The sequence below is a fragment of the Lacihabitans sp. CS3-21 genome (assembly GCF_024343675.1).
Lineage (GTDB): Bacteria > Bacteroidota > Bacteroidia > Cytophagales > Spirosomataceae > Leadbetterella.
Genome location: NZ_RJUD01000005.1, coordinates 87,526 through 106,914, shown reverse-complemented (window position 1 = coordinate 106,914; position 19,389 = coordinate 87,526). Strand labels below are relative to the sequence as shown.

16 protein-coding genes are annotated in these 19,389 nt (G+C 37.3%); 15 read left to right on the top strand and 1 reads right to left on the bottom strand.

What is annotated here, in order from left to right; all coding sequences use genetic code 11:
- Window positions 1–198: 198 nt before the first annotated feature.
- The 6 genes from EGI24_RS05130 to EGI24_RS05105 all read left to right on the top strand — a co-directional run bounded on the left by EGI24_RS05130 (window position 199) and on the right by EGI24_RS05105 (window position 9,686).
- Window positions 199–4,851 carry a translocation/assembly module TamB domain-containing protein gene (locus tag EGI24_RS05130; RefSeq protein WP_255047282.1) on the top strand — a complete coding sequence of 1,551 codons (4,653 nt, stop codon included), beginning with the start codon at window positions 199–201 and terminating at the stop codon, window positions 4,849–4,851.
- Window positions 4,848–6,314 (top strand): replicative DNA helicase, encoded by a 1,467-nt coding sequence (dnaB, locus tag EGI24_RS05125; protein ID WP_255047281.1) that lies wholly within the window; start codon window positions 4,848–4,850, stop codon window positions 6,312–6,314. Before EGI24_RS05130 ends, dnaB begins: the two co-directional genes overlap by 4 nt.
- Window positions 6,315–6,490: 176 nt before the next feature.
- Window positions 6,491–7,384, top strand: coding sequence for a cyclase family protein (locus EGI24_RS05120; RefSeq protein WP_255047280.1), 894 nt, complete (start codon window positions 6,491–6,493; stop codon window positions 7,382–7,384).
- Between the two features lie 42 nt (window positions 7,385–7,426).
- The gene (locus tag EGI24_RS05115; RefSeq protein WP_255047279.1) at window positions 7,427–7,891 is read left to right on the top strand and encodes a GNAT family N-acetyltransferase; all 465 of its coding nucleotides are present in this window, start codon (window positions 7,427–7,429) and stop codon (window positions 7,889–7,891) included.
- Window positions 7,892–8,008: 117 nt separating this feature from the next.
- Window positions 8,009–9,115, top strand: a complete 1,107-nt coding sequence (locus tag EGI24_RS05110; protein WP_255047278.1) for an MBL fold metallo-hydrolase — start codon at window positions 8,009–8,011, stop codon at window positions 9,113–9,115.
- A gap of 7 nt (window positions 9,116–9,122) precedes the next feature.
- Entirely contained in the window at window positions 9,123–9,686 is a 564-nt protein-coding gene (locus EGI24_RS05105) for a TetR/AcrR family transcriptional regulator (RefSeq protein WP_255047277.1), read from the top strand.
- A 4-nt stretch (window positions 9,687–9,690) separates the two neighbouring features.
- On the opposite strand, the gene EGI24_RS05100 is transcribed toward EGI24_RS05105, so the two are convergent.
- Window positions 9,691–10,071, bottom strand: coding sequence for a hypothetical protein (locus EGI24_RS05100; protein ID WP_255047276.1), 381 nt, complete (start codon window positions 10,069–10,071; stop codon window positions 9,691–9,693).
- Window positions 10,072–10,118: 47 nt separating this feature from the next.
- Between EGI24_RS05100 and EGI24_RS05095 the strand changes: the two genes are divergently transcribed.
- The 9 genes from EGI24_RS05095 (at window position 10,119) to EGI24_RS05055 (ending at window position 19,370) form a co-directional block, all read left to right on the top strand.
- Window positions 10,119–10,562, top strand: coding sequence for a DUF3299 domain-containing protein (locus EGI24_RS05095; RefSeq protein WP_255047275.1), 444 nt, complete (start codon window positions 10,119–10,121; stop codon window positions 10,560–10,562).
- A 74-nt stretch (window positions 10,563–10,636) separates the two neighbouring features.
- Complete coding sequence (locus EGI24_RS05090; protein ID WP_255047274.1) at window positions 10,637–10,984, top strand: MerC domain-containing protein; 348 nt, start codon at window positions 10,637–10,639, stop codon at window positions 10,982–10,984.
- A complete protein-coding gene (locus EGI24_RS05085) occupies window positions 10,977–12,188 on the top strand; it encodes a GTP-binding protein (protein ID WP_255047273.1) in 1,212 nt (403 codons plus the stop codon). Before EGI24_RS05090 ends, EGI24_RS05085 begins: the two co-directional genes overlap by 8 nt.
- A gap of 22 nt (window positions 12,189–12,210) precedes the next feature.
- On the top strand, window positions 12,211–14,697 hold the full coding sequence (locus EGI24_RS05080; RefSeq protein ID WP_255047272.1) for a TonB-dependent receptor: 2,487 nt from the start codon (window positions 12,211–12,213) through the stop codon (window positions 14,695–14,697).
- Window positions 14,698–14,765: 68 nt separating this feature from the next.
- Window positions 14,766–15,671, top strand: a complete 906-nt coding sequence (locus tag EGI24_RS05075) for an NAD(P)/FAD-dependent oxidoreductase (RefSeq protein WP_255047271.1) — start codon at window positions 14,766–14,768, stop codon at window positions 15,669–15,671.
- A gap of 5 nt (window positions 15,672–15,676) precedes the next feature.
- Entirely contained in the window at window positions 15,677–17,125 is a 1,449-nt protein-coding gene (locus EGI24_RS05070; RefSeq protein WP_255047270.1) for a DUF3526 domain-containing protein, read from the top strand.
- 1 nt (window position 17,126) lies between these two features.
- Complete coding sequence (locus EGI24_RS05065) at window positions 17,127–18,476, top strand: DUF3526 domain-containing protein (RefSeq protein ID WP_255047269.1); 1,350 nt, start codon at window positions 17,127–17,129, stop codon at window positions 18,474–18,476.
- 29 nt (window positions 18,477–18,505) lie between these two features.
- Window positions 18,506–18,754 carry a hypothetical protein gene (locus EGI24_RS05060; RefSeq protein WP_255047268.1) on the top strand — a complete coding sequence of 83 codons (249 nt, stop codon included), beginning with the start codon at window positions 18,506–18,508 and terminating at the stop codon, window positions 18,752–18,754.
- Window positions 18,755–18,761: 7 nt separating this feature from the next.
- Window positions 18,762–19,370, top strand: coding sequence for a bifunctional 2-polyprenyl-6-hydroxyphenol methylase/3-demethylubiquinol 3-O-methyltransferase UbiG (locus tag EGI24_RS05055; protein WP_255047267.1), 609 nt, complete (start codon window positions 18,762–18,764; stop codon window positions 19,368–19,370).
- The last annotated feature ends 19 nt before the right edge of the window (window positions 19,371–19,389 follow it).

The following is a 19,389-nucleotide window of genomic DNA, read 5'->3' as shown; positions in this document are numbered from 1 at the left end:
CATTATTTTTAAGAAATTTTGTGGGTTAATTCGAACAACAAAGATACGTAGAAGAGCATAAGAAGCCAAGGAGCATAGTTTGATAGTCGGATAGAATTTGGAATTTGACAGTGAATTCTCAAAAAATGTCTCAAGACGGGTTATTCTATCTTTACATTAAGCATTTTAGGCCTTAACATTTTTATAAAACCAAGGAATTTGAAACGCATATTCAACATACTAATAAATATCACAGGAATCATATTCTTGTTGATTGTATCGTTGTCTGTTTTGGCATATTATTCCTTACAACTACCTGAAGTACAAACAAATATCACCCAAAAGGCCACAGAATGGCTTAGTGAAAAAGTTGGTGGAAATGTAACTATTTCGCAAGCCAGAATTTCGTGGCTCGATGAAATAACTTTTGAAGACATTAACATAAAAGATCTTGATGGTAGAGACATGATTTTTGTAAGAGAGCTATACATAAATTGTAAAACTAACTTCACTTTTGACCTTGCCAACAATCTTAAGATTGGATTCGACAAAAACCATATTCCTTCCATTACTTTCAACACCGATAAAATCTTTAAATTTGATAACAATCTCGACTATGTTTTGCTCAAAAACCCGGAAGTTAAACTCAGAAAAGACAAAACAGGAAAGCTCAATATTGACTATTGGATTGCAGCCATCGAAAAAATCGGAAAAGATTCTACAAAGAAATCTGTTCCAAACCAGAATAAACCATTCACTATAGACAACGCCTATGTCACCAATGGAAACATTAGCCTCAGTGATAACAGAAAAGATCGTTTTCCCGAGAAAACCTTTGATTATTACAATTTTAGGTTTGATAAAATTAATGCCAATATTGAAAACGTACTGATTCTAGGCGATACTGTAGCATTTAAAACTAGGAATCTTTCTGCTGTGGATTATAGAAGCGACTTGAAAATAAAAGATATCAAAACTAATTTTCTTTATTGCAAGACCGCTATGCTCCTAGACAACCTTTCGGCCTACATAAATGATTCTTATTTGGGCAATAAAATTCATTTCCTTTACGAAAGACCCTCTGCTTTTAATGATTTTTTTAGAAAGGTAAAAATGAATGCAAATCTTAAAAATAGCATTCTGGATAGCCAAGATTTGGGCAGGTTTGCTTCTGAAATGTACAATTACAAAGAACGTTACATGCTTTCAGCAAAAATGGATGGGTTGTATGTTGATTTAAATTTTAAAGACTTCGACTTAAAGTTTGGTTCTGGCTCTAACCTAAAAGGTGACGTGAACTTCAAGGGATTTCCAAATCTTAAAAAAACCAATACGACACTGGCATTAAAACCTTCGACGATGCTGGCTAAAGACGTAAGCCAATACAGTAAAAACCCTGGATTTCAAAAATATATAAAGAAGATTGAAAAACTTGATTTTTCTGGCACCTATGCTGGCGTTTATAATAATTTCAAGACCAAGTCAGAGTTGAATGCTTTGGGTTTGGGCAAAATTAATGGTGAAATGGAAGTCCAGATTGCCAATGAAGCTACTTACAAAGGCGACCTTAATATTCAACAGCTTGATTTGGGTAAACTTTTTGATGAACCATCCTTAGATAAACTCTCTTTTCAGGGAAAAATAGGTGGAACAGGTTTTGAAGTAAAAAGTGCTTTATTACAGCTGGATGGTCAAGTTTCTGAGATTGGCTATAACGGCTACACCTACAAAAATATAATAGTTGATGGCAACCTTGGTCAATCAATTTTTGATGGTTACATAGATATCAAAGACCCGAATATTACCGCACAAGTAGAAGGCCGAGCCGACTTAAATAAAGAACTCAACACTTTTAAAATTAAGGGTTTATTGGAAAACGCCAATCTTAAACCTCTTGGAATTTCTAAAGAAAATCTGAAGATAAAATCAACCATCAACTTCGATTTTATAGGAAATAAATTGGACGACTGGATTGGTAGAGCGAGATTTTCAAACACAGTTTTAGAGGATGACAATCACTCTTTGGCTATTGATTCTCTTTATTTTAACTCGGGTATTAATGAAAATCAAAGACGTTTTTCGATGGTTTCGGAGTTTTTTAATATCTATATCAATGGAGATTTTGTACCCAGTAAAATAATTTCTGATGTCAGCATTTTGGTAAAAGAATACAAACTCTATTTTGAAGAAACAGAAGAAGACCGACTAAGTTATTATCGGGCCAAAAATGTCAAGAAAAACGCTCAAACTGATTTTTATGATGCCAACTATCAACTCTATTTCAAAGATAGCAGACGCTTCTTCGGCTTTTTTGATCCTAACATTTATGTTTCTTCAGGCTCAAATTTAAAGGGAAAGTTCTCCTCCAGAGCAACTTCAGAGTTTTCTTTAGAGGCCGAAATTGACACCATGCGTTTTAAAGGAAACGAATTTTATAGTTCAACGATAGACTTTAATACTTCCAAATTCTTTAAATCGCCCGAAGTATTGACTTCCTTGATTCTTTTTTCAAAAAATCAAAAAATTAGTAATGGCATTCTTGCCGAAAATCTCAATGCAAATGCTTATTGGGGCCAAGGCAATACCATTAATTTTGATGCTTCAATAGATCAACAAAATAGCAACAGTAATATTGAGCTTTTCGGGTCAGTAAAATTCACACCAGAAGGATTTGATATTAGATTTAACCCAAAAAATAGCAAAGTATTTTTGATAGACAAAAAATGGACGTTTTCAGAAAACAACCTCATCAATGTTTTAGAGAATAAGGTAGTTTTTAACGACTTAAAACTCTCAAATAATAATCAAATTGTAAGGTTTAATGGGATAGTTTCAAGCGATCCTCAACAGGAATCAATTTTATCTGTACAAGATTTTGATTTACTTACGCTTAAACCATTTACAAACGTAGAAACCAAAGGAATTGCAAATGGGGAACTTCGTTTGCGTGATTATTATAAAAATCCACTTTTTACCAGCAACCTTCATATAGAAAACCTTGAATATCGAAACAGTTTAATTGGAACAGTTACTACTGAAGCCAACTGGGATAATTTGGCCAATAAATTAAAGATTAACGGAAGCGTATTTAGGCAGTTTGAAGAAATATTCAGGATGAGTGGCTACTATGATCCTGAAATAAAAAATAATTCGCTCAATTTAAAAGCCAAAGTCAGGAATCTAAATTTACAGATGTTTGAGGGAATGTTGACCGGTGTAATGACCAATATGACTGGCCTTGCAGAAGGTGATGTAGAGATTTTTGGAACTCCCTTAGACCCCATATTCAAAGGGCAAATAAATATAAGCAAAGGCTCGCTGAAAGTCATTTCCTCAGGAACGACAATTTATTTTGATGATAAAATTTTGCTCAACGAAGAAGGTTTTGTTGCTGGGCCTGAGGGCGTAACGGTAAGAGATGCACCTATTGGAGGCAATTTAGCCACCATACAAGGGGGTGTTTTTAATGGCGGTTCTGGCAAATTCATGGTTGGCCTCAATGCTTCGATAAAAGGAAAAGATGGCTTTAAGGTATTGAACTTGAAATCTTTCGAGAGCGATGTTTTCTATGGAACTGCATTTGCGGGTGGAGATTTGCAGATGACTGGAGACTTTGAAAATATTGTGGTAACGGGTAATTTAAACAGTAAAAAAGGTACAAAGATTACGATTCCAATGGACAGTGGAAAAAAAATTGACCTCAAACAAGAAGGTATTCCATTCTTGAAAAAAGCTGAAAAAATTGATTCTACATTGATTGCTAAAACCAAAAAACCTAAAATAAAAACCGGTGGAGTTAAAATCGCTTTTAATTTAAGCTTTACCCAAGATGCCGAGTGCGAAATCATATTTGACCGAACCAATAATGACGTACTTAATGTTTTTGGCGAAGGCCGATTAAGTATATTGTATGATACACGTGGCGATTTCACCATCAGTGGCCCATATGTGGTCAGAAGCGGCAAATACAATTTCAGTTTTCAGAACTTAGCTTCCCTCCGCAAATTTAACATTGTAGATGGTAGCCGTATCTCATGGTCTGGAGACCCATATGAGGCCAACTTAGATCTTAGAGCGAACTACACAGCCAACATCCCAATTCCGTCCTCCATTTCTCCTGAATTAGCAAATACTTCCTCCCGATTTCCAGTAAATGTGACGGTACTTTTATCTGATAGACTACTTACGCCAACCATCAAATATGATGTAAATTTTGACCTCAAACAAATTCCGATTACTGGGCAAACTGCACTATTAGGTTTTGAACAAAAACTTCGAAATGATGAACAGTTATTGAGTAGAAATGTATCTAGCATCTTGGTTTTCAATGAGATATTCCCTGACAATATTGCCGCTGCTATGGCACAAGAGTTTTTAATCGATAATGTGAGCAATCTGCTTTCAAACCAAATCGGAAATCTGGCTAACAAACTCAATCCAAACCTAGAACTGGGCGTACAATTTGGCGATTTTCGTGAAAATATTTTGAATAATATGCAGCTGAATTTTAGTTACAGATTTCTAAATAACCGCATAAAACTCAGCGGGAAAAGTTCATTTATCAATAGTCTTGAAAACAATATAAATGCCACCACTACTGGGCAGCTTTCAGTGGGTGGTGAGTTAGAGTATAACCTTTCCCAAGATGGTGAATATAAATTTAGACTGTATTCCAGAAGTGTTCCTACCAATTATTATACTTTCTCTTCTACTGGCAATGTGATAGTATCAGGTGGAAACTTTATTATTTCTCGAAACTTCAATTCTTTGCTCAACAACAAAAAAGCAAAGCCTTTTCCATTGGGTGTGGGTAAAAAAGAAGAGGTGTCTATGCTAAAATTAGACTCAACAGGTAGTAATTTCATAAAATGAAACAACAAAGAAGAAGATTTCCTGAAAAACCTAAACGAAACCCTGAACAAATCTTTGATTTTCAGCAGTCTTCGCACATCATTGAATTGGAAGCTGCCGTGCTGGGCGGAGTCATAAAAGAAAAAGATGCCCTCACTACGGTGATAGATGTCTTAAAACCAGATAGCTTCATTTCAGAGAAACACGAAGCCATCTACCAAGCAATTTTACTCCTTTTTGGAAAATCTGAGCCAGTGGATTTGTTGACAGTAACGAATCAACTAAGGCTTTCAGGTGAGCTGGAATTTATTGGCGGAGCGGCTTATTTGGCACGTATAAGTGCCAAATCAATTTCCAGCCACATTGAGCATGATGCCCGGATAATTGTACAATATGCAATCCGGAGGAATATCGTGAAGATAATGGGTGACGTAGTAACCAAAGCCTACGAAGACACCACTGACGTCTTTAATTTGCTCGACAATACCGAACAAAATCTTAGAGAAATACAAGAAGGTAACCTCAACAAAAATATACCCGATCTCCAGATGGTAGTTCAGAAAACCATCCAAGAGCTCAAAAATAAAGCTGAACAAGATGGAGGATCTGCCAGTGTTCCATCAGGGTTTCCGTCGCTAGACAGAGTTACGGGTGGATGGCACAACACTGAGCTTATCATCATTGCAGCCAGACCAGGTATGGGTAAAACGGCTTTTGTGGTATCAGCACTTCGAAACGCAGCCATAGATTTTAAATTACCCGTTGCTTTATTTTCACTTGAAATGAGCAGCCAGCAGGTAATGCTCCGTTTGATTTCTGCTGAAGCAGAAATAGACTCACAAAAACTTAGAAAAGGCGACTTGGAAACTGAGGACTGGCATGCCTTGCATTCTAGACTAAACAATTTGGCTACCGCACCTATTTACATTGACGATACCCCTGCCTTATCGGTGCTGGAACTTAGAACCAAGGCCCGAAGACTGAAAGCTTTTCATAACATTCGTCTATTGATAGTTGACTATCTGCAACTTATGACTGCTGGCAATGGTAAAGGTGGCATGAACCGAGAACAAGAGATTGCGGCTATTTCTAGGTCTCTCAAAACAATTGCCAAAGAACTAAACATACCAGTCATAGCTCTCTCTCAACTAAGTCGCTCGGTAGAAACGCGGGCAGGAGACAAACGCCCGCAACTTTCGGACTTGAGAGAATCTGGCTCCATTGAACAAGACGCGGACGTGGTAATGTTTCTCTATCGTCCTGAATATTACCAGATTACAGAAACCGAAACGGGTGAAAGTACCAAAGGCATGGCCGAGGTTATCATAGCCAAAAACCGAAGCGGCTCTGTGGATAGTGTAAACCTCCGATTTGTGGGCAAATACACCCGCTTTACAGAATTCGATGGCTTCACAGTGTCGCAGGACAAATACGAGGAAATAAGTGGTACAAAAATATTGGGAAGCAAGGCCAATGATTTGTAAGGAATATCGGAAGTCTTCTATAGAATAAAATTGCGAGAAACTGCGAGATTCTTTGAGATTCTCGCAGTATTTATTTTCTGACTTGGCATAAATACTTTAACTAAAATTCACTTTTTCTTTCACCAAAAATAGTTTTCTAACCTAATTTGGATTTATTTCTAATTTCATAAATAAATATGGACAAAAGAGTAAAATTTGATTTTGAGATATATTTCACCAATGGGGGAAGCCTGAAAGGGGAAGATTTTAGACTAGATATTGATAAGGATTCTATTTCTGATAAAGAATTAGCAGAATATTTAGTGGCAGACCTGCGGCTACTGATGGTCGGCCAGATTAAAATTCTGAATAAAATAGTTTTTGCTGAACAACACAAAAGAAAACCAATTACTCAAAAAACAGAAAATTCGTTATTGATAGACCTCAGTCATACGATAGAACACGGTTTGGTCACTTACAAAGGTCTTCCCGCTCCTATTGTTTGTGATTATCTGAGTAGAAAAGATTCTAAAAAATTCTATGAAGAAGGTACAGAGTTTCAGATTGGTAAAATAGAGATGGTAACCAACACCGGTACCTATCTCGACTGCCCATTCCATAGATTTTCTGACGGAAAAGACCTTTCAGAGGTCGGTTTGGAAGCCTTTACGGATTTAGAAGGCATCAAAATTTCAGTTTCATTTACTGAAACCTTGGCCATCACCAAACAACATCTAGAAGGTTTTGAAATTAGAAACCGGGCTGTATTGATTCACACCGATTGGTCAAATCACTGGAATACCGAAAAATATTACGAAAACCATCCATATTTAACACAAGAAGCCGCTGAATATCTAAGAGCCGGCCAAGTGAAATTGGTGGGTATAGATTCACACAATATAGATAACACGCTTACCAATAGCAGACCAGTTCATACCACGCTTTTAGGTGCCGAAATACTGATTGTAGAACACCTTTGCAATCTTTATTTACTACCACAAGAGGGCTTTAGGTTTAGTGCGATTCCACCGAAATTCAAAGGAGTAGGCACTTTCCCCGTTAGAGCTATGGCAAAGCTAAACGTCAGCTAAAATAACTAACTAATTAATTTTTTGATATTTGCACTATTAATTATGGAAAATCAACTTCATTTTAGACTTGCGATGCATGATGATCTTTTGGATATAATAAAAATGCTTTCTGATGATAAGCTAGGTTCTAAAAGAGAACAGTTTGATGAAAATATTTTAGAAAACTATAAAATGGCATTTGAAAATATTGCGAAAGACCCAAACCAAGAGCTTATTATAGTCGAATTGGATGGTAAAAAAGTTGGAACTTTTCAACTGACATTTATTCAATATTTAACCCATAAAGGTGGTTTAAGAGCACAAGTAGAGGCTGTTAGAATCCATTCGGATTATAGAGGACAAGGAATTGGCAGCAAAATGTTTGAATATATCAAAGAACAGGCAATGCAAAAAGGTTGTAACATGATCCAGCTAACCACCGATAAGCAAAGACCAGAAGCTTTAAGATTTTATGAATCTTTAGGCTATATAGCAAGTCATCAAGGAATGAAACTAAAACTTCTCTAACCAAAAACATAAAAATCTTAAATTTAGCATTTCATCCTTCACTAAAACCTCTCATAAAAAATAAAACTGCAATTGTAAAAACAATATACTACTTTTACTGACTGATTAGTCAGTTATATGAAAAAAAGAACAGTAATATTAATATTAATTATAGGAGCAGTAATGAGCGTAAATGCCTTTTTTAGAATGTCCGTTTTCGGAAGAATGCCATCTGGAGCCAGATTAAAACGTATAAAAAAATCACCAAATTATAGAGATGGGGCCTTTCAAAACCAAAGCTTTACGCCTGATTTAACAGAAGGTGCAACATATTACACCGTAATGAAAGAATTTGCTTTGGGCGACAAAAAAGGTCAAAAGCCTGAAACGAGAATTCCCTCTCACAAAACCGACTTACTTCAGCTTGACCCTAAAGAAAACGTATTGGTGTGGTTCGGTCATTCCTCTTATTTTATACAAATCGACGGCAAAAAAATATTAATGGACCCAGTTTTGAGTGGTAATGCATCGCCTCTGTCTTTTACCACCAAAGCATTTGAAGGCACTGACCAGTATACAGTAGATGATTTTCCAGAAATCGATTATTTATTCATTTCTCACGACCACTACGACCACCTTGATTTCAAAACAATTTTAAAGCTAAAGTCTAAAGTTAAAACCGTAATAACAGGCTTAGGGACTGGCGAACACCTCGAGTACTGGGGATATGACCCCAATATCATCATAGAAAAAGACTGGAATGAAACCATAGATTTAGGCGGTGGTTTTTGGGTAAATACTACCCCTGCACGTCATTTTTCTGGAAGATCAATAAAGAGAAACCAAGCATTGTGGACTTCATTTGTACTGAAAACACCAAGTCAGAATCTATTCCTTGGAGGCGACAGTGGTTACGACAAACACTTTGCCGAAATCGGTGCAAAATTTGGACCTTTTGATTTGGCCATACTCGAAAACGGCCAATATAACAAAAGCTGGAAACACATTCACCTCATGCCACACGAAATTCTGCAAGCGGCTAAAGATTTAAAAACCAAGCGTTTGTTTCCGGTTCATTCTGCTAAATTTGCCTTAGCCAACCACAGATGGGACGAGCCATTGAACAAAATCGTAGAGAACAATAAAACCGAAAATCTAAACCTCATAACTCCCATGATTGGTGAAAAAGTGGATTTAAATGACCCCAACCAAAAGTTTACGGAATGGTGGAAAAGCGTAAAATAGAATAATCATGGACAAAAAAGCAAAAGTATTAGACGCAGCTTTGAAGCTTTTTGTGGAATTTGGTTTTCACAATACACCTACTAGCAAAATTGCCAAAGAAGCAGGTATTTCTAGCGGTACTTTGTTCTATTTTTTCCCCACCAAAGATGAGTTGGTGGTAGCTCTTTATCTAGATATTAAAGGCAAACTGGGCTGTGAAATAACAGAAAGCATTTCTCAGGAAACCTCCTTCAAAGATATTCTAAAAAAATACTACACCACCACACTGGATTGGGCCAAAGAACATATAGCCGAATTCAAGTTCATGGAGCAATTTAATTCTTCTCCATACTTAAAAAAAATAGCAGAAGACGAAATCCAAAAATATGTAAAACCCCTAAAAGAACTTTTACAAAACGCTATAGATGAGGGTGTTTTGAAAAATATGGATTTAGAAATACTGTTTACACTAATAAGTGGTCATACATTCAGCATCAATCAGTATCTGATAATTTCGGAACCGAAGGAAAGCAAAAGAGGACATATTATCTCCGAAACTTTTGATTTACTTTGGCAGATGATTTCAACCTAGAAACCTACTTAAAATTTTCTACTTTGGCTTTTATCTTTAAAAGTTCCGATTTTACTTCTTTTTGAATGGCCAAAATCTGATCATCAGTATAGTTAATAGGTGCCGCATGACTGTGGTTATGGCCCTCATGATGGTGTTCGTGTTCAAAACCAGGCACTTCTACCATATTTTCTTCTAGTTCTTTTAATTCGTGATTAAGGTTTTGAAGGTCAGCATTTTGGGTTTCGTTTGTGCGGATTTTCTGTAAACTATCCAATTTGTTTTCTAAAACTTCAAAGATGGCGGCATTTTCCAAGTGAATTTTGTTGGCCTTGGTCAATTCGACTTTCGGACTTGAGCATCCAAGCGGCACAACAAAAAGATAGAATAGTCTGCTGATTTTCATAAAAATATTTATTTTTGCAACGTTGGTGCAAAAATACAAATTCTTTTATGCCAAAAATAAAATTTGTTCTAATTCTTATAATTTTCGCAATCCAGGGCTACGCTCAAGAAACACTTACCCAAAAAATTAATTGGGTTACACTGAGAGACGTCAAATTCACAAAGAAATTCAATAAGGAATATGAGTTAGACTTCCTCTACCCTTCCTTCGGAGCCTCTCTTTTAAAACTAGAAGGGAAGTATGTAGAGATAAAAGGCTATGTAATTCCAGTCAGTCAAAATCTCTATGTGCTTTCTGCCAAACCTATGGCAGCTTGTTTCTTTTGTGGCGGTTCGGGGCCAGAATCTATCATTCAGCTCAATTTCGCCACGAAAAATCGATTTAAAACAGACCAAATCATCACCGTTAAAGGCAAGTTCAGGCTCAATTCTGACAATGTCGATGATCTTAACTATATCTTGGACGATGCTAGCCTAATTCAATTCAATTAAATATTTATGCAACATTGTTGCATTTATTTCATTTGCGTTTTTATATTTGCAACATTGTTGCATTTATATAACATATGAATTTTAAATCAGATTGGTTAGGAATCGCAAGTGCATCACTTTGTGTGGTGCATTGCCTATTTACACCTTTTCTCATCTTCATAGCCACTAACTTTTCTTGGTGGCATGAGGTTTCCTATTTGTTTCTAATCATCAGTTTTTTTGCTGCTTATGAAGCTTCCAAAGACACAGAAAGTAAGGTTGCACTAGGCATAATCTGGTCAAGCTTTTTCTTACTCACTGTTTGTATTTTGTTCGAAGACGAATTTCACATCCTTCACGAAATTAGCTACTTAGCCAGCTTAGGCTTAATAATTGGTCATATTTATAACCTGCGTTATTGCAAAAAATGCCATCATGAATAAAAAACTCCCCGTTACCGTGCTCTCGGGTTTTCTCGGAGCTGGAAAAACGACTTTGCTCAACCACGTTCTACACAACAAAGAAGGCCTAAAAGTGGCCGTGATAGTAAACGACATGAGCGAGGTGAACATAGATGCAGCCCTGGTCGAAAAAGAAAATACGTTATCAAGAACTGAGGAAAAACTGGTAGAAATGAGCAATGGCTGTATCTGCTGCACGCTTCGTGAAGATCTGATGATTGAGGTAGAAAAACTGGCCAAAGAAAAGCGTTTTGATTACCTACTTATCGAATCCACAGGCATTTCGGAACCCGTACCAGTGGCTCAAACTTTTAGTTTTGTGGACGAAGAAAATGGTATTGACCTTTCTAAATATGCCCAAATTGACTGCATGGTGACCGTAGTGGATGCCTATAATTTTGGAAAAGACTTTGGTTCGGCCGATAATATTTGGCAACGAAATCTCAACAATGACCCGAATGATACCAGAACCATCGTAAATCTGTTAACAGACCAAATCGAGTTTGCCGATATAATAATACTGAATAAAACAGATTTGGTGACGCCCCATCAGCTGGGTGAGCTCAAGGCCATTTTAAAATCGCTCAACCCTGTGGCTCAAATAATTGACTCAAGTTTTGGGAAAGTGCCAAGTAGCTCAATTTTAAACACTGGACTATTCGATTACGAAAAAGCCGAAAACTCCGCAGGTTGGATTCAGGAGCTTGAAAACCGAAACAAAGGCATAACGCATACACCCGAAACGGAGGAATACGGTATAAGTAGTTTTGTTTTCCGGGACAAACGACCTTTTCATCCTGAAAGATTTTGGAATTATATTGGAGAAGAATGGCATGTAGGTATCATACGCTCAAAAGGATTATTCTGGATGGCATCACGTTCTGACGATGCTCTAAACTGGAGTCAGGCAGGAGGTTCTTTACGAGCCGAAAGTGCTGGAGTTTGGTGGGCAAGCATGACTTTTAGAGAAAGATCACAATACGCCTCATTTCTAAACAATCAGGAGCAAATAGAAAGCCGATGGGACAAACGCTTTGGCGACAGACAAAATGAATTGGTCATCATTGGCCAAGACCTCAACGAAGAGATAATCTGTTCAGAGCTTGAAAAATGCCTTTGCACCGAGGAAGAAATATTAAGTATGGAATCCGGTGGCCAATTTACAGACCCTTTCCCCAAAATTTAAATAATTAACCAAAACAAATATTATGAATTTCAAAAAACTACTCACGCTCTTACTTTTAATTTCAACTTTTTCATTTGCTCAAAATACCTTAAAAGGTACCATAAAAGAAAATGGGAAAATACCTGTTATTGGAGCAACAGTTAAACTAAATTCCAACTCAGAAACCAAAAATACTTTAAGTGATATCAATGGAAATTTTGAGTTTACAAACCTTTTAGACCAAAATTACAAGCTGACTATCAGCTCAATAGGCTTTGAAGCTTTTTCACAGGAAGTTAAGGCCAATCAAACGCTTGAAATTAGTCTGAAACCATCGGAAACCATGCTTCAGGACGTAGAAGTACTGGGTAGAGCCCGTAAAGATTATAACTCCGATTATAGTTTTTCGGCTACCAAAATTGCCATCAAAAACAAAGAGTTGCCGCAAGCACTCAGCACCGTTACCAAAGAATTGATTGCTGACCGTGGAGCGTTTCAATTGGCCGATGCAGTAAAAATAGCCTCTGGAGTTTCGCCTTCGAGTTTTTATAATCAATTCAATATCAGAGGAATAAGTCAAAACGAGGAAGGGCAAATAATCAACGGAATGCGTACCCGCCAGTTTTATTTCTTACAACCGCTTACTACCAATGTGGAGCGTGTCGAGGTGTTGAAAGGCCCCGCTTCAGTTACTTTTAGCAGTGTTGACCCAGGTGGAAGTATCAACATGGTAACCAAAAAACCTTTATCCGAAACTCGTCGAGAGGTGAGTTTAAGTGCAGGAAGTTTCAGTACAGTTCGTGGGGCTTTGGATTTTACTGGCCCATTGAATGAATCAAAAACCTTGCTTTATCGCATCAACGGAGCTTATCAAGAGGCACAATCTTACCGTGATTTGGTGAAAAATAATTCGGTTTTGATTTCTCCATCTATCACCTATTTGCCAAACGATAAAACAGCCATCAATACAGAATTGATTTACTCAAATATGGTGGGCAACCTCGACCGTGGTCAGCCTATTTTTGGGGCAGTGGCTGGTAAAACAAATTTGAATAGTACGCCTATCAGCTTGAATTTAGGAGCAGCCAACGATTTTTTCAAATCGAAAGAATTGATTCTTACGGCAAATCTTTCGCACAAATTCAGCGAGAAAATCAGTTTTAATGCCTCTTACATGAAACAAACCTGGTCTGAAGATTTGCAGGAACACCGCACCACCAACGCCTTTGCGAGAGACATCACAGGTGCCGAAGTGACGAGTTTGGTAGGAATGCAAATGGTACAACGCAAGCAATTATGGAATACTGATAACCTAAACGCTTACTTCAATTTCAATTTTAATGCAGGCAAAACTTTGCATAAACTTTTGGTAGGCTATGACTTACAGAGCTGGAATAAACTCAAAGGTGGGGGACAGAACGCAGCCCGTGGATTTTTGTTGAAAGATGGCTCGGTGGCAGGAAGTTTTGTTTTGGCCAACGCAACTAATTATCAGACTGTTTCGATTGGTGGAAAAACTTTACCAAGACCTAATACTAATTATTTTGATTTGAGTAATCCAGTTTATACGGTTAGAAATATTAATGATTATACACTCAACAGTCGAATTGCAGTGCCATCGGCATTGACTACGACTGACGCTATTTATATTCAAGAGCAGCTTAAAATTGGCAAATTCTCGGCTTTGTTGAGTTTAAGAAACGAATGGTTTGAAGATATAACCAACTACAACGCTCCAAACGAGGCATCATTCAAAAACACAGCTTTGATTCCAAGAATTGGCTTGACTTACGAAGTAACTAAAAACATCAATGTTTACGGTACTTATTTAGAAGGCTATCAGCCACAATCAAACACCGTAACACTTTTGCCAAGTACTGGGGCATATTTTTGGACACCAACTTCGGCTGCTACCTTCAAGCCACTCATCAGCGATTTGAAAGAATTGGGTGTAAAAACTGAACTTTTCGAAAAGCGATTCACTTTAAATGCCGCTGTGTACGAAATCAATCAAAAAAATATATTGATGAATGCCAATGACCCTACCAAACCCGATTTATTGGTACAACGTGGAGCAGACCGTAGTCGTGGTTTCGAGACCGATTTGGCGGGATATATCTTGCCAAACTGGCAAATCAATGCTTCATACAGCTTTATTGATGCTAAAATCATGGCCGATGCCAACGAAACTTTGGTGGGACAACGCAAAGAGAATGTGGCCAAACACAGTGGTAATATCTGGACTCGCTACAATTTCGGGGCAAATTCTAAACTAAAAGATTTGGGAGTTGGAGCAGGAATGAACGCCCAAGGTAGTAGAATCCCGTGGTTTAGCAGAGCATTTGAAGTACCAGCCTTTACCACTTTCGATGCGGCTATTTATTACACGCCAAGCAAAAGCAACGTACAAATGGCTCTCAACATGAACAATATTTTCCATAAAACGTATTGGATTGGAGCTCAAAATTATACCCGTTTGTTTCCAGGAGCACCAAGAAATTTCATGCTGACGGCTACCTATAAATTTTAAAATAAATTTTGCCACGAATTCACTAATTGAAAATAAATAATTCGTGAATTCGTGGCTTAAAACAAAATATGGAAAATTACGAAGTAGTCATCATTGGTGGAAGTTTTGCGGGGCTGTCGGCTGCCATGAGTTTGGGACGTTCGATGAGAAAGGTATTAATCATTGACAATCAGCAACCTTGCAATATACAGACACCACATTCACACAACTTTTTGACCCAAGATGGGAAACCACCACTTGAAATTTTGGCAGAAGCTCGCAGACAATTGGAGGCATACCCAACCGTAGAGTTTATAAATGATACAGCTATAAGTGTCCGCAAATCAGAGGATTTGTTTGAAATTAAACTCAAAGAAAATGGCGAGGTAAAAGCTCCAAAACTGGTTTTAGCATGGGGCTTGAAAGACAATACTTCAAAAATAGAAGGTTTGGCAGCATGTTGGGGAATTTCGGTTATTCATTGCCCATATTGCCACGGTTATGAGGTAAAAAATCAGCCAACGGCAATCATAGCCAATGGAAATGAGGCTTTTGAGTACAAAAAAATGATAAATCATTGGACGAAAAACCTCACGCTTTTGACAAATGGTAGCTCAACCTTAACCGAAGAGCAATCTCAAAAAATCCAATCGAAAGGCATCCAAATTATTGAGAATCAGCTTACAAAAATCAATCATCAGGATGGAAAAGTAGAATCAATTGGCTTAAATGATGCTGATGATTTCCCCATTTCTGTGATTTATCATCGGGCCCAATTTGCACAAAAATCAGACATTGCGGCTCAACTTGGCTGTGAATTTGACGAGATGGGCCTAATAAAAGTCAATGATTTTCAGCAAACAAATGTAAAAGGTGTTTTTGCTGCTGGCGATAATGCTACGCCACTTCGCCAAGTGGCCAATGCCGTGGCCAAAGGTTCACTGGCAGGAGTTATGGCCAATAGAGAACTTATTGAAGAGTCTTTTTTAAATTAAGAAAAATGCGAATCAACATACTAAAACTCAATTCAAAACAGGTTTGGAGTAGTAAAATCAAGAATTCCAGTACGCTTTGGCTGATTGGGATTTTTAATGTTTTATTGCTTTTTGCTTTGTTTTCTGGGTACAAAAACCTTGTAAATCAACAAGAAACTGTAGAACATTACAGTCACGAAGTGCGTGAACGTTGGGAAAACCGACCTGATAAACATCCGCACCGCATGGCACATTATGGTTATGTGGCATTCCGAAATCGTTTTCCGCTGAGTTTCTTCGATTTTGGCATGGATAGCTACGTAGGAAATGCCGTTTTTTTAGAAGCTCACAAACAAAATACCGTCAACTTTTCAGAAGCCAGTCTGTCGAATGGATTGCTGCGTTTTGGTGAAATTTCGGCAGGAATGATTCTGCAACTTTTACTGCCCCTACTCATTTTCTTTTGGGGATTCGATTTGGTGGCTCGTGAAAGAGAACATGGCACGCTGCGAATTTTACTCACGCAGGGTGTAAGTTGGCAAGAACTCATTTTAGGCAAATCGCTCGGTTTGTTTGCCTTGGCTCTGAGTATTTTTGTTCCATCGGTCATTACTGGCCTTATTTTGTTGATTTTCAATAAATTTACTTCCGAAAATCTGCAAAGCTTTTTACGATTTTTCTTTCTCATTATCAGTTATTTAGCTTACTTTTTCATACTTTCTGTACTAGCTATTTTGGTTTCGGCCAAGGCAAAATCTTCCAAGTCGGCACTAACTTCGCTCATTGGATTTTGGTTGTTTTTTACCCTAATGTTGCCTAAAGTTTCGCAAGTAGTTGGACAGAATCTTTTTCCTTCACCTTCAAAAATTGAGTTTGACACCACCGTAGAACAAGAACTCATCAAGCAGGGCGATAGCCACAATCCTAACGACCCGCATTACAAAGCATTAAAATACTCATTACTAAGCACTTACAAAGTAGATTCTACGCATAAACTACCTTTCAATTACAGCGGTTATGTGATGCGTGAAGGCGAAAAACTCAGTGCCGAAACCTACAAAAAACATCAAGCAACTTTGGTTGAAACTTACCAAAAACAACAAAATGTGGTACGTTTTACGGCATTTCTGAATCCTTACATGGCTATCAAAAACCTTTCGATGGCACTTTCGGGAACTGACTACTCGGCTTACAACGATTTTCAGAATCAAGCCGAAGATTTTAGATACAAACTGGCTCAAACCATGAACGAATTACAGATAAAATACATCGGCAATAAAGTAAAAACTTCGGCCGATAAAAAAGCTATCATCAGCAAAAAACACTGGTCTGACCTTCCCGATTTTCATCATCAGTTTTTGGGCTTAGTAGAAGTCTTTAAAAACGAAATAATTTCTATTATCTCACTGATTTTATGGAGTTTAGGGTTAGTTTTCTTAGTTAAATATTCGATTAAAAACCTAAAAGCATTTTGACATGGAAGCACTATTATTAAAAAACTTTCTTCGTTCAAAAGGCTTGATGACGGGTCTTTTGATACTGTTTGTGGCGGGCTTGATTAGCCTCAATATTGGCAAACATTTTTTAGATAAAAACAAGGAAATCATTGAAAAAACTGCTCATTATCAGCAAGAAAGCATTGCAAAAAACGTAGAATTTCACCCAAAAGAAATTGGTTTGTTGCTTTATTATGTGCGTTTTGGATTGGTAAATGATATACCTAATTTAGCGGGTTTGGCCATTGGTCAGCGAGACATCAATCCATCGCTGCAAAGTGTAACGATTCGCAATTTGGAAGAACAAAAATACGCCACCGATTTAATGAACCCCATGTATCAGATGCTCGGAAATATGGATTTTAGTTTCGTGTTGATTTACTTTTTTCCACTTATCATTATTGCGTTTTGTTTCAATCTGATTTCAGAAGAAAAAGAAGAAGGTACTTGGAGTTTGGTATTGAGTCAGTCGGGAAATCCGCTAAAAATGCTGCGAATAAAGATTTTAATTCGGTTCGTGAGTGTGCTTTTGGTTTTAGTATTGTTGCTGATCATTGCTAAATTCTACTTAGCCATTTCGTTTGGTGCCGCATTTTGGGCATTTATTCTTACTGCCATTTTATATGTTGTTTTTTGGTTTGCGTTAGCTTGGTTAGTGGCCAGTTTTCATAAAAATTCAAGCCAAAATGCCTTGATTTTATTGCTTTCTTGGGTAACGCTTACCATCGTAGTTCCTGCTGGAATCAATGCAATTACGGTCAATCTCTATCCTGTTCCCGAAGCATTCAGCACCTTGCTGGAAAGTCGGGATGGCTACCATAACAAGTGGGATGTGCCTAAAGAACCTACTGTGGCAAAATTTCATCAGCATTATCCACAGTTTAGTCAATTTAAGCACCCCGAAGGCAAAGATTATAGTTGGTTGTGGTACTATGCCATGCAACAAATGGGCGACGATGAGGCGGCAAAAGAAGCTTTGGCATTCAAAGAAAAACTAAAAAAACGCAATGCCTTTAGCAGTACGGCGGGCATGTTTTTTCCCAGTATTCATGCTCAGTTAAGTCTCAATGCTTTGAGTCTTTCGGATATGGATAATTACCTGAATTTTATCGAAAAACTGGAAAATTTTCATGAGCAAAAACGACTCTATTTCTATCCAAAAATCTTTACCGAAGCGGCAGTAAGCGAAGAAAACTGGAAGAAATTTGGCTTAGAGTTTTATCAAGAAAAACCGAGTCTCAATTGGCTAAAAATGCTTTTGCCATTATTGATAATCAGCACTTTGTGTGTGTTTTGGGCGAAATTGAAATTTCGTAAAAATGGAATTTAAGATGATTTGAAAATTCAATCACAAAAAATATGACAGAAATATTCATAACCGATATTCAAACAAAAACTCAGGCAGACTATATTTTGAGCCAGCTAAAAGCCGAAAATACCGAACTGAAGGCCAATTACGACCTCAACGAAACAGGTTTGGCTTATCCATGTGGACATACAATTTTTAGGGTAGAAGGAGCAACTGTAAACACCAAAAAAGTTATGAGTTCCATAAGAAATTTAAAAGTCAATATTGAGATTTTGGAAGACAAAATCTGTAAAAAATAAGTTAGAAATGTCGGAATTTTGGGAAGAAGCCTTTAAAGAAAAACAAGAAATGTGGGGTCATGCACCTGCAAACTCTGCCGAATTGACAAAAGATTTTTTTATCGAGCATCGCATAAAGGATGTATTAATTCCAGGTATTGGCTATGGTAGAAATGCCAAAATATTCATCGACAACGAGATAAAAGTAACTGGTATTGAAATTTCTGAGACTGCTATTGAAATTGCTAAAAAACACTTTGGTGAAAAATTGACAATATTTCATGGCTCCGTAACAGAGATGCCTTTTGATGATAAAATCTATGATGGGGTATTTTGCTATGGCCTTATTTATCTGTTGGACGAAATGGAACGCCTAAAATTAATTCATGACTGTTATAAACAGTTAAAAGAGGGTGGTTTTATGGTATTCACAGCTATTACCAAAGAGGCTCAAATCTATGGACAAGGAGAGCTAATCAGTAAAGACAGATTCGAGATGTTTGGTGGTGTAAAAATATACTTTTATGACGATGAAAGTATTAAGAGAGAATTCATCAACGTCGGGCTTCTCGAAGTGACCGAAGTGCAAGAAAATTACCCATTTTATTTGATAAAGTGCCAGAAAGTAATGAATTAGAAACGATTTAATAAAAAAC

What these genes read in the sequence shown, in the direction of transcription:
- EGI24_RS05095 (WP_255047275.1), top strand. Translation starts at nt 10,119, where the DNA reads ATGCCAAAAATAAAATTTGTTCTAATTCTTATAATTTTCGCAATCCAG.
- EGI24_RS05065 (WP_255047269.1), top strand. Translation starts at nt 17,127, where the DNA reads ATGGAAGCACTATTATTAAAAAACTTTCTTCGTTCAAAAGGCTTGATG.
- EGI24_RS05115 (WP_255047279.1), top strand. Translation starts at nt 7,427, where the DNA reads ATGGAAAATCAACTTCATTTTAGACTTGCGATGCATGATGATCTTTTG.
- EGI24_RS05075 (WP_255047271.1), top strand. Translation starts at nt 14,766, where the DNA reads ATGGAAAATTACGAAGTAGTCATCATTGGTGGAAGTTTTGCGGGGCTG.
- EGI24_RS05085 (WP_255047273.1), top strand. Translation starts at nt 10,977, where the DNA reads ATGAATAAAAAACTCCCCGTTACCGTGCTCTCGGGTTTTCTCGGAGCT.
- EGI24_RS05120 (WP_255047280.1), top strand. Translation starts at nt 6,491, where the DNA reads ATGGACAAAAGAGTAAAATTTGATTTTGAGATATATTTCACCAATGGG.
- EGI24_RS05110 (WP_255047278.1), top strand. Translation starts at nt 8,009, where the DNA reads ATGAAAAAAAGAACAGTAATATTAATATTAATTATAGGAGCAGTAATG.
- EGI24_RS05060 (WP_255047268.1), top strand. Translation starts at nt 18,506, where the DNA reads ATGACAGAAATATTCATAACCGATATTCAAACAAAAACTCAGGCAGAC.
- EGI24_RS05055 (WP_255047267.1), top strand. Translation starts at nt 18,762, where the DNA reads ATGTCGGAATTTTGGGAAGAAGCCTTTAAAGAAAAACAAGAAATGTGG.
- EGI24_RS05090 (WP_255047274.1), top strand. Translation starts at nt 10,637, where the DNA reads ATGAATTTTAAATCAGATTGGTTAGGAATCGCAAGTGCATCACTTTGT.
- EGI24_RS05070 (WP_255047270.1), top strand. Translation starts at nt 15,677, where the DNA reads ATGCGAATCAACATACTAAAACTCAATTCAAAACAGGTTTGGAGTAGT.
- EGI24_RS05105 (WP_255047277.1), top strand. Translation starts at nt 9,123, where the DNA reads ATGGACAAAAAAGCAAAAGTATTAGACGCAGCTTTGAAGCTTTTTGTG.
- EGI24_RS05080 (WP_255047272.1), top strand. Translation starts at nt 12,211, where the DNA reads ATGAATTTCAAAAAACTACTCACGCTCTTACTTTTAATTTCAACTTTT.
- EGI24_RS05100 (WP_255047276.1), bottom strand. Translation starts at nt 10,071, where the DNA reads ATGAAAATCAGCAGACTATTCTATCTTTTTGTTGTGCCGCTTGGATGC.
- dnaB (WP_255047281.1), top strand. Translation starts at nt 4,848, where the DNA reads ATGAAACAACAAAGAAGAAGATTTCCTGAAAAACCTAAACGAAACCCT.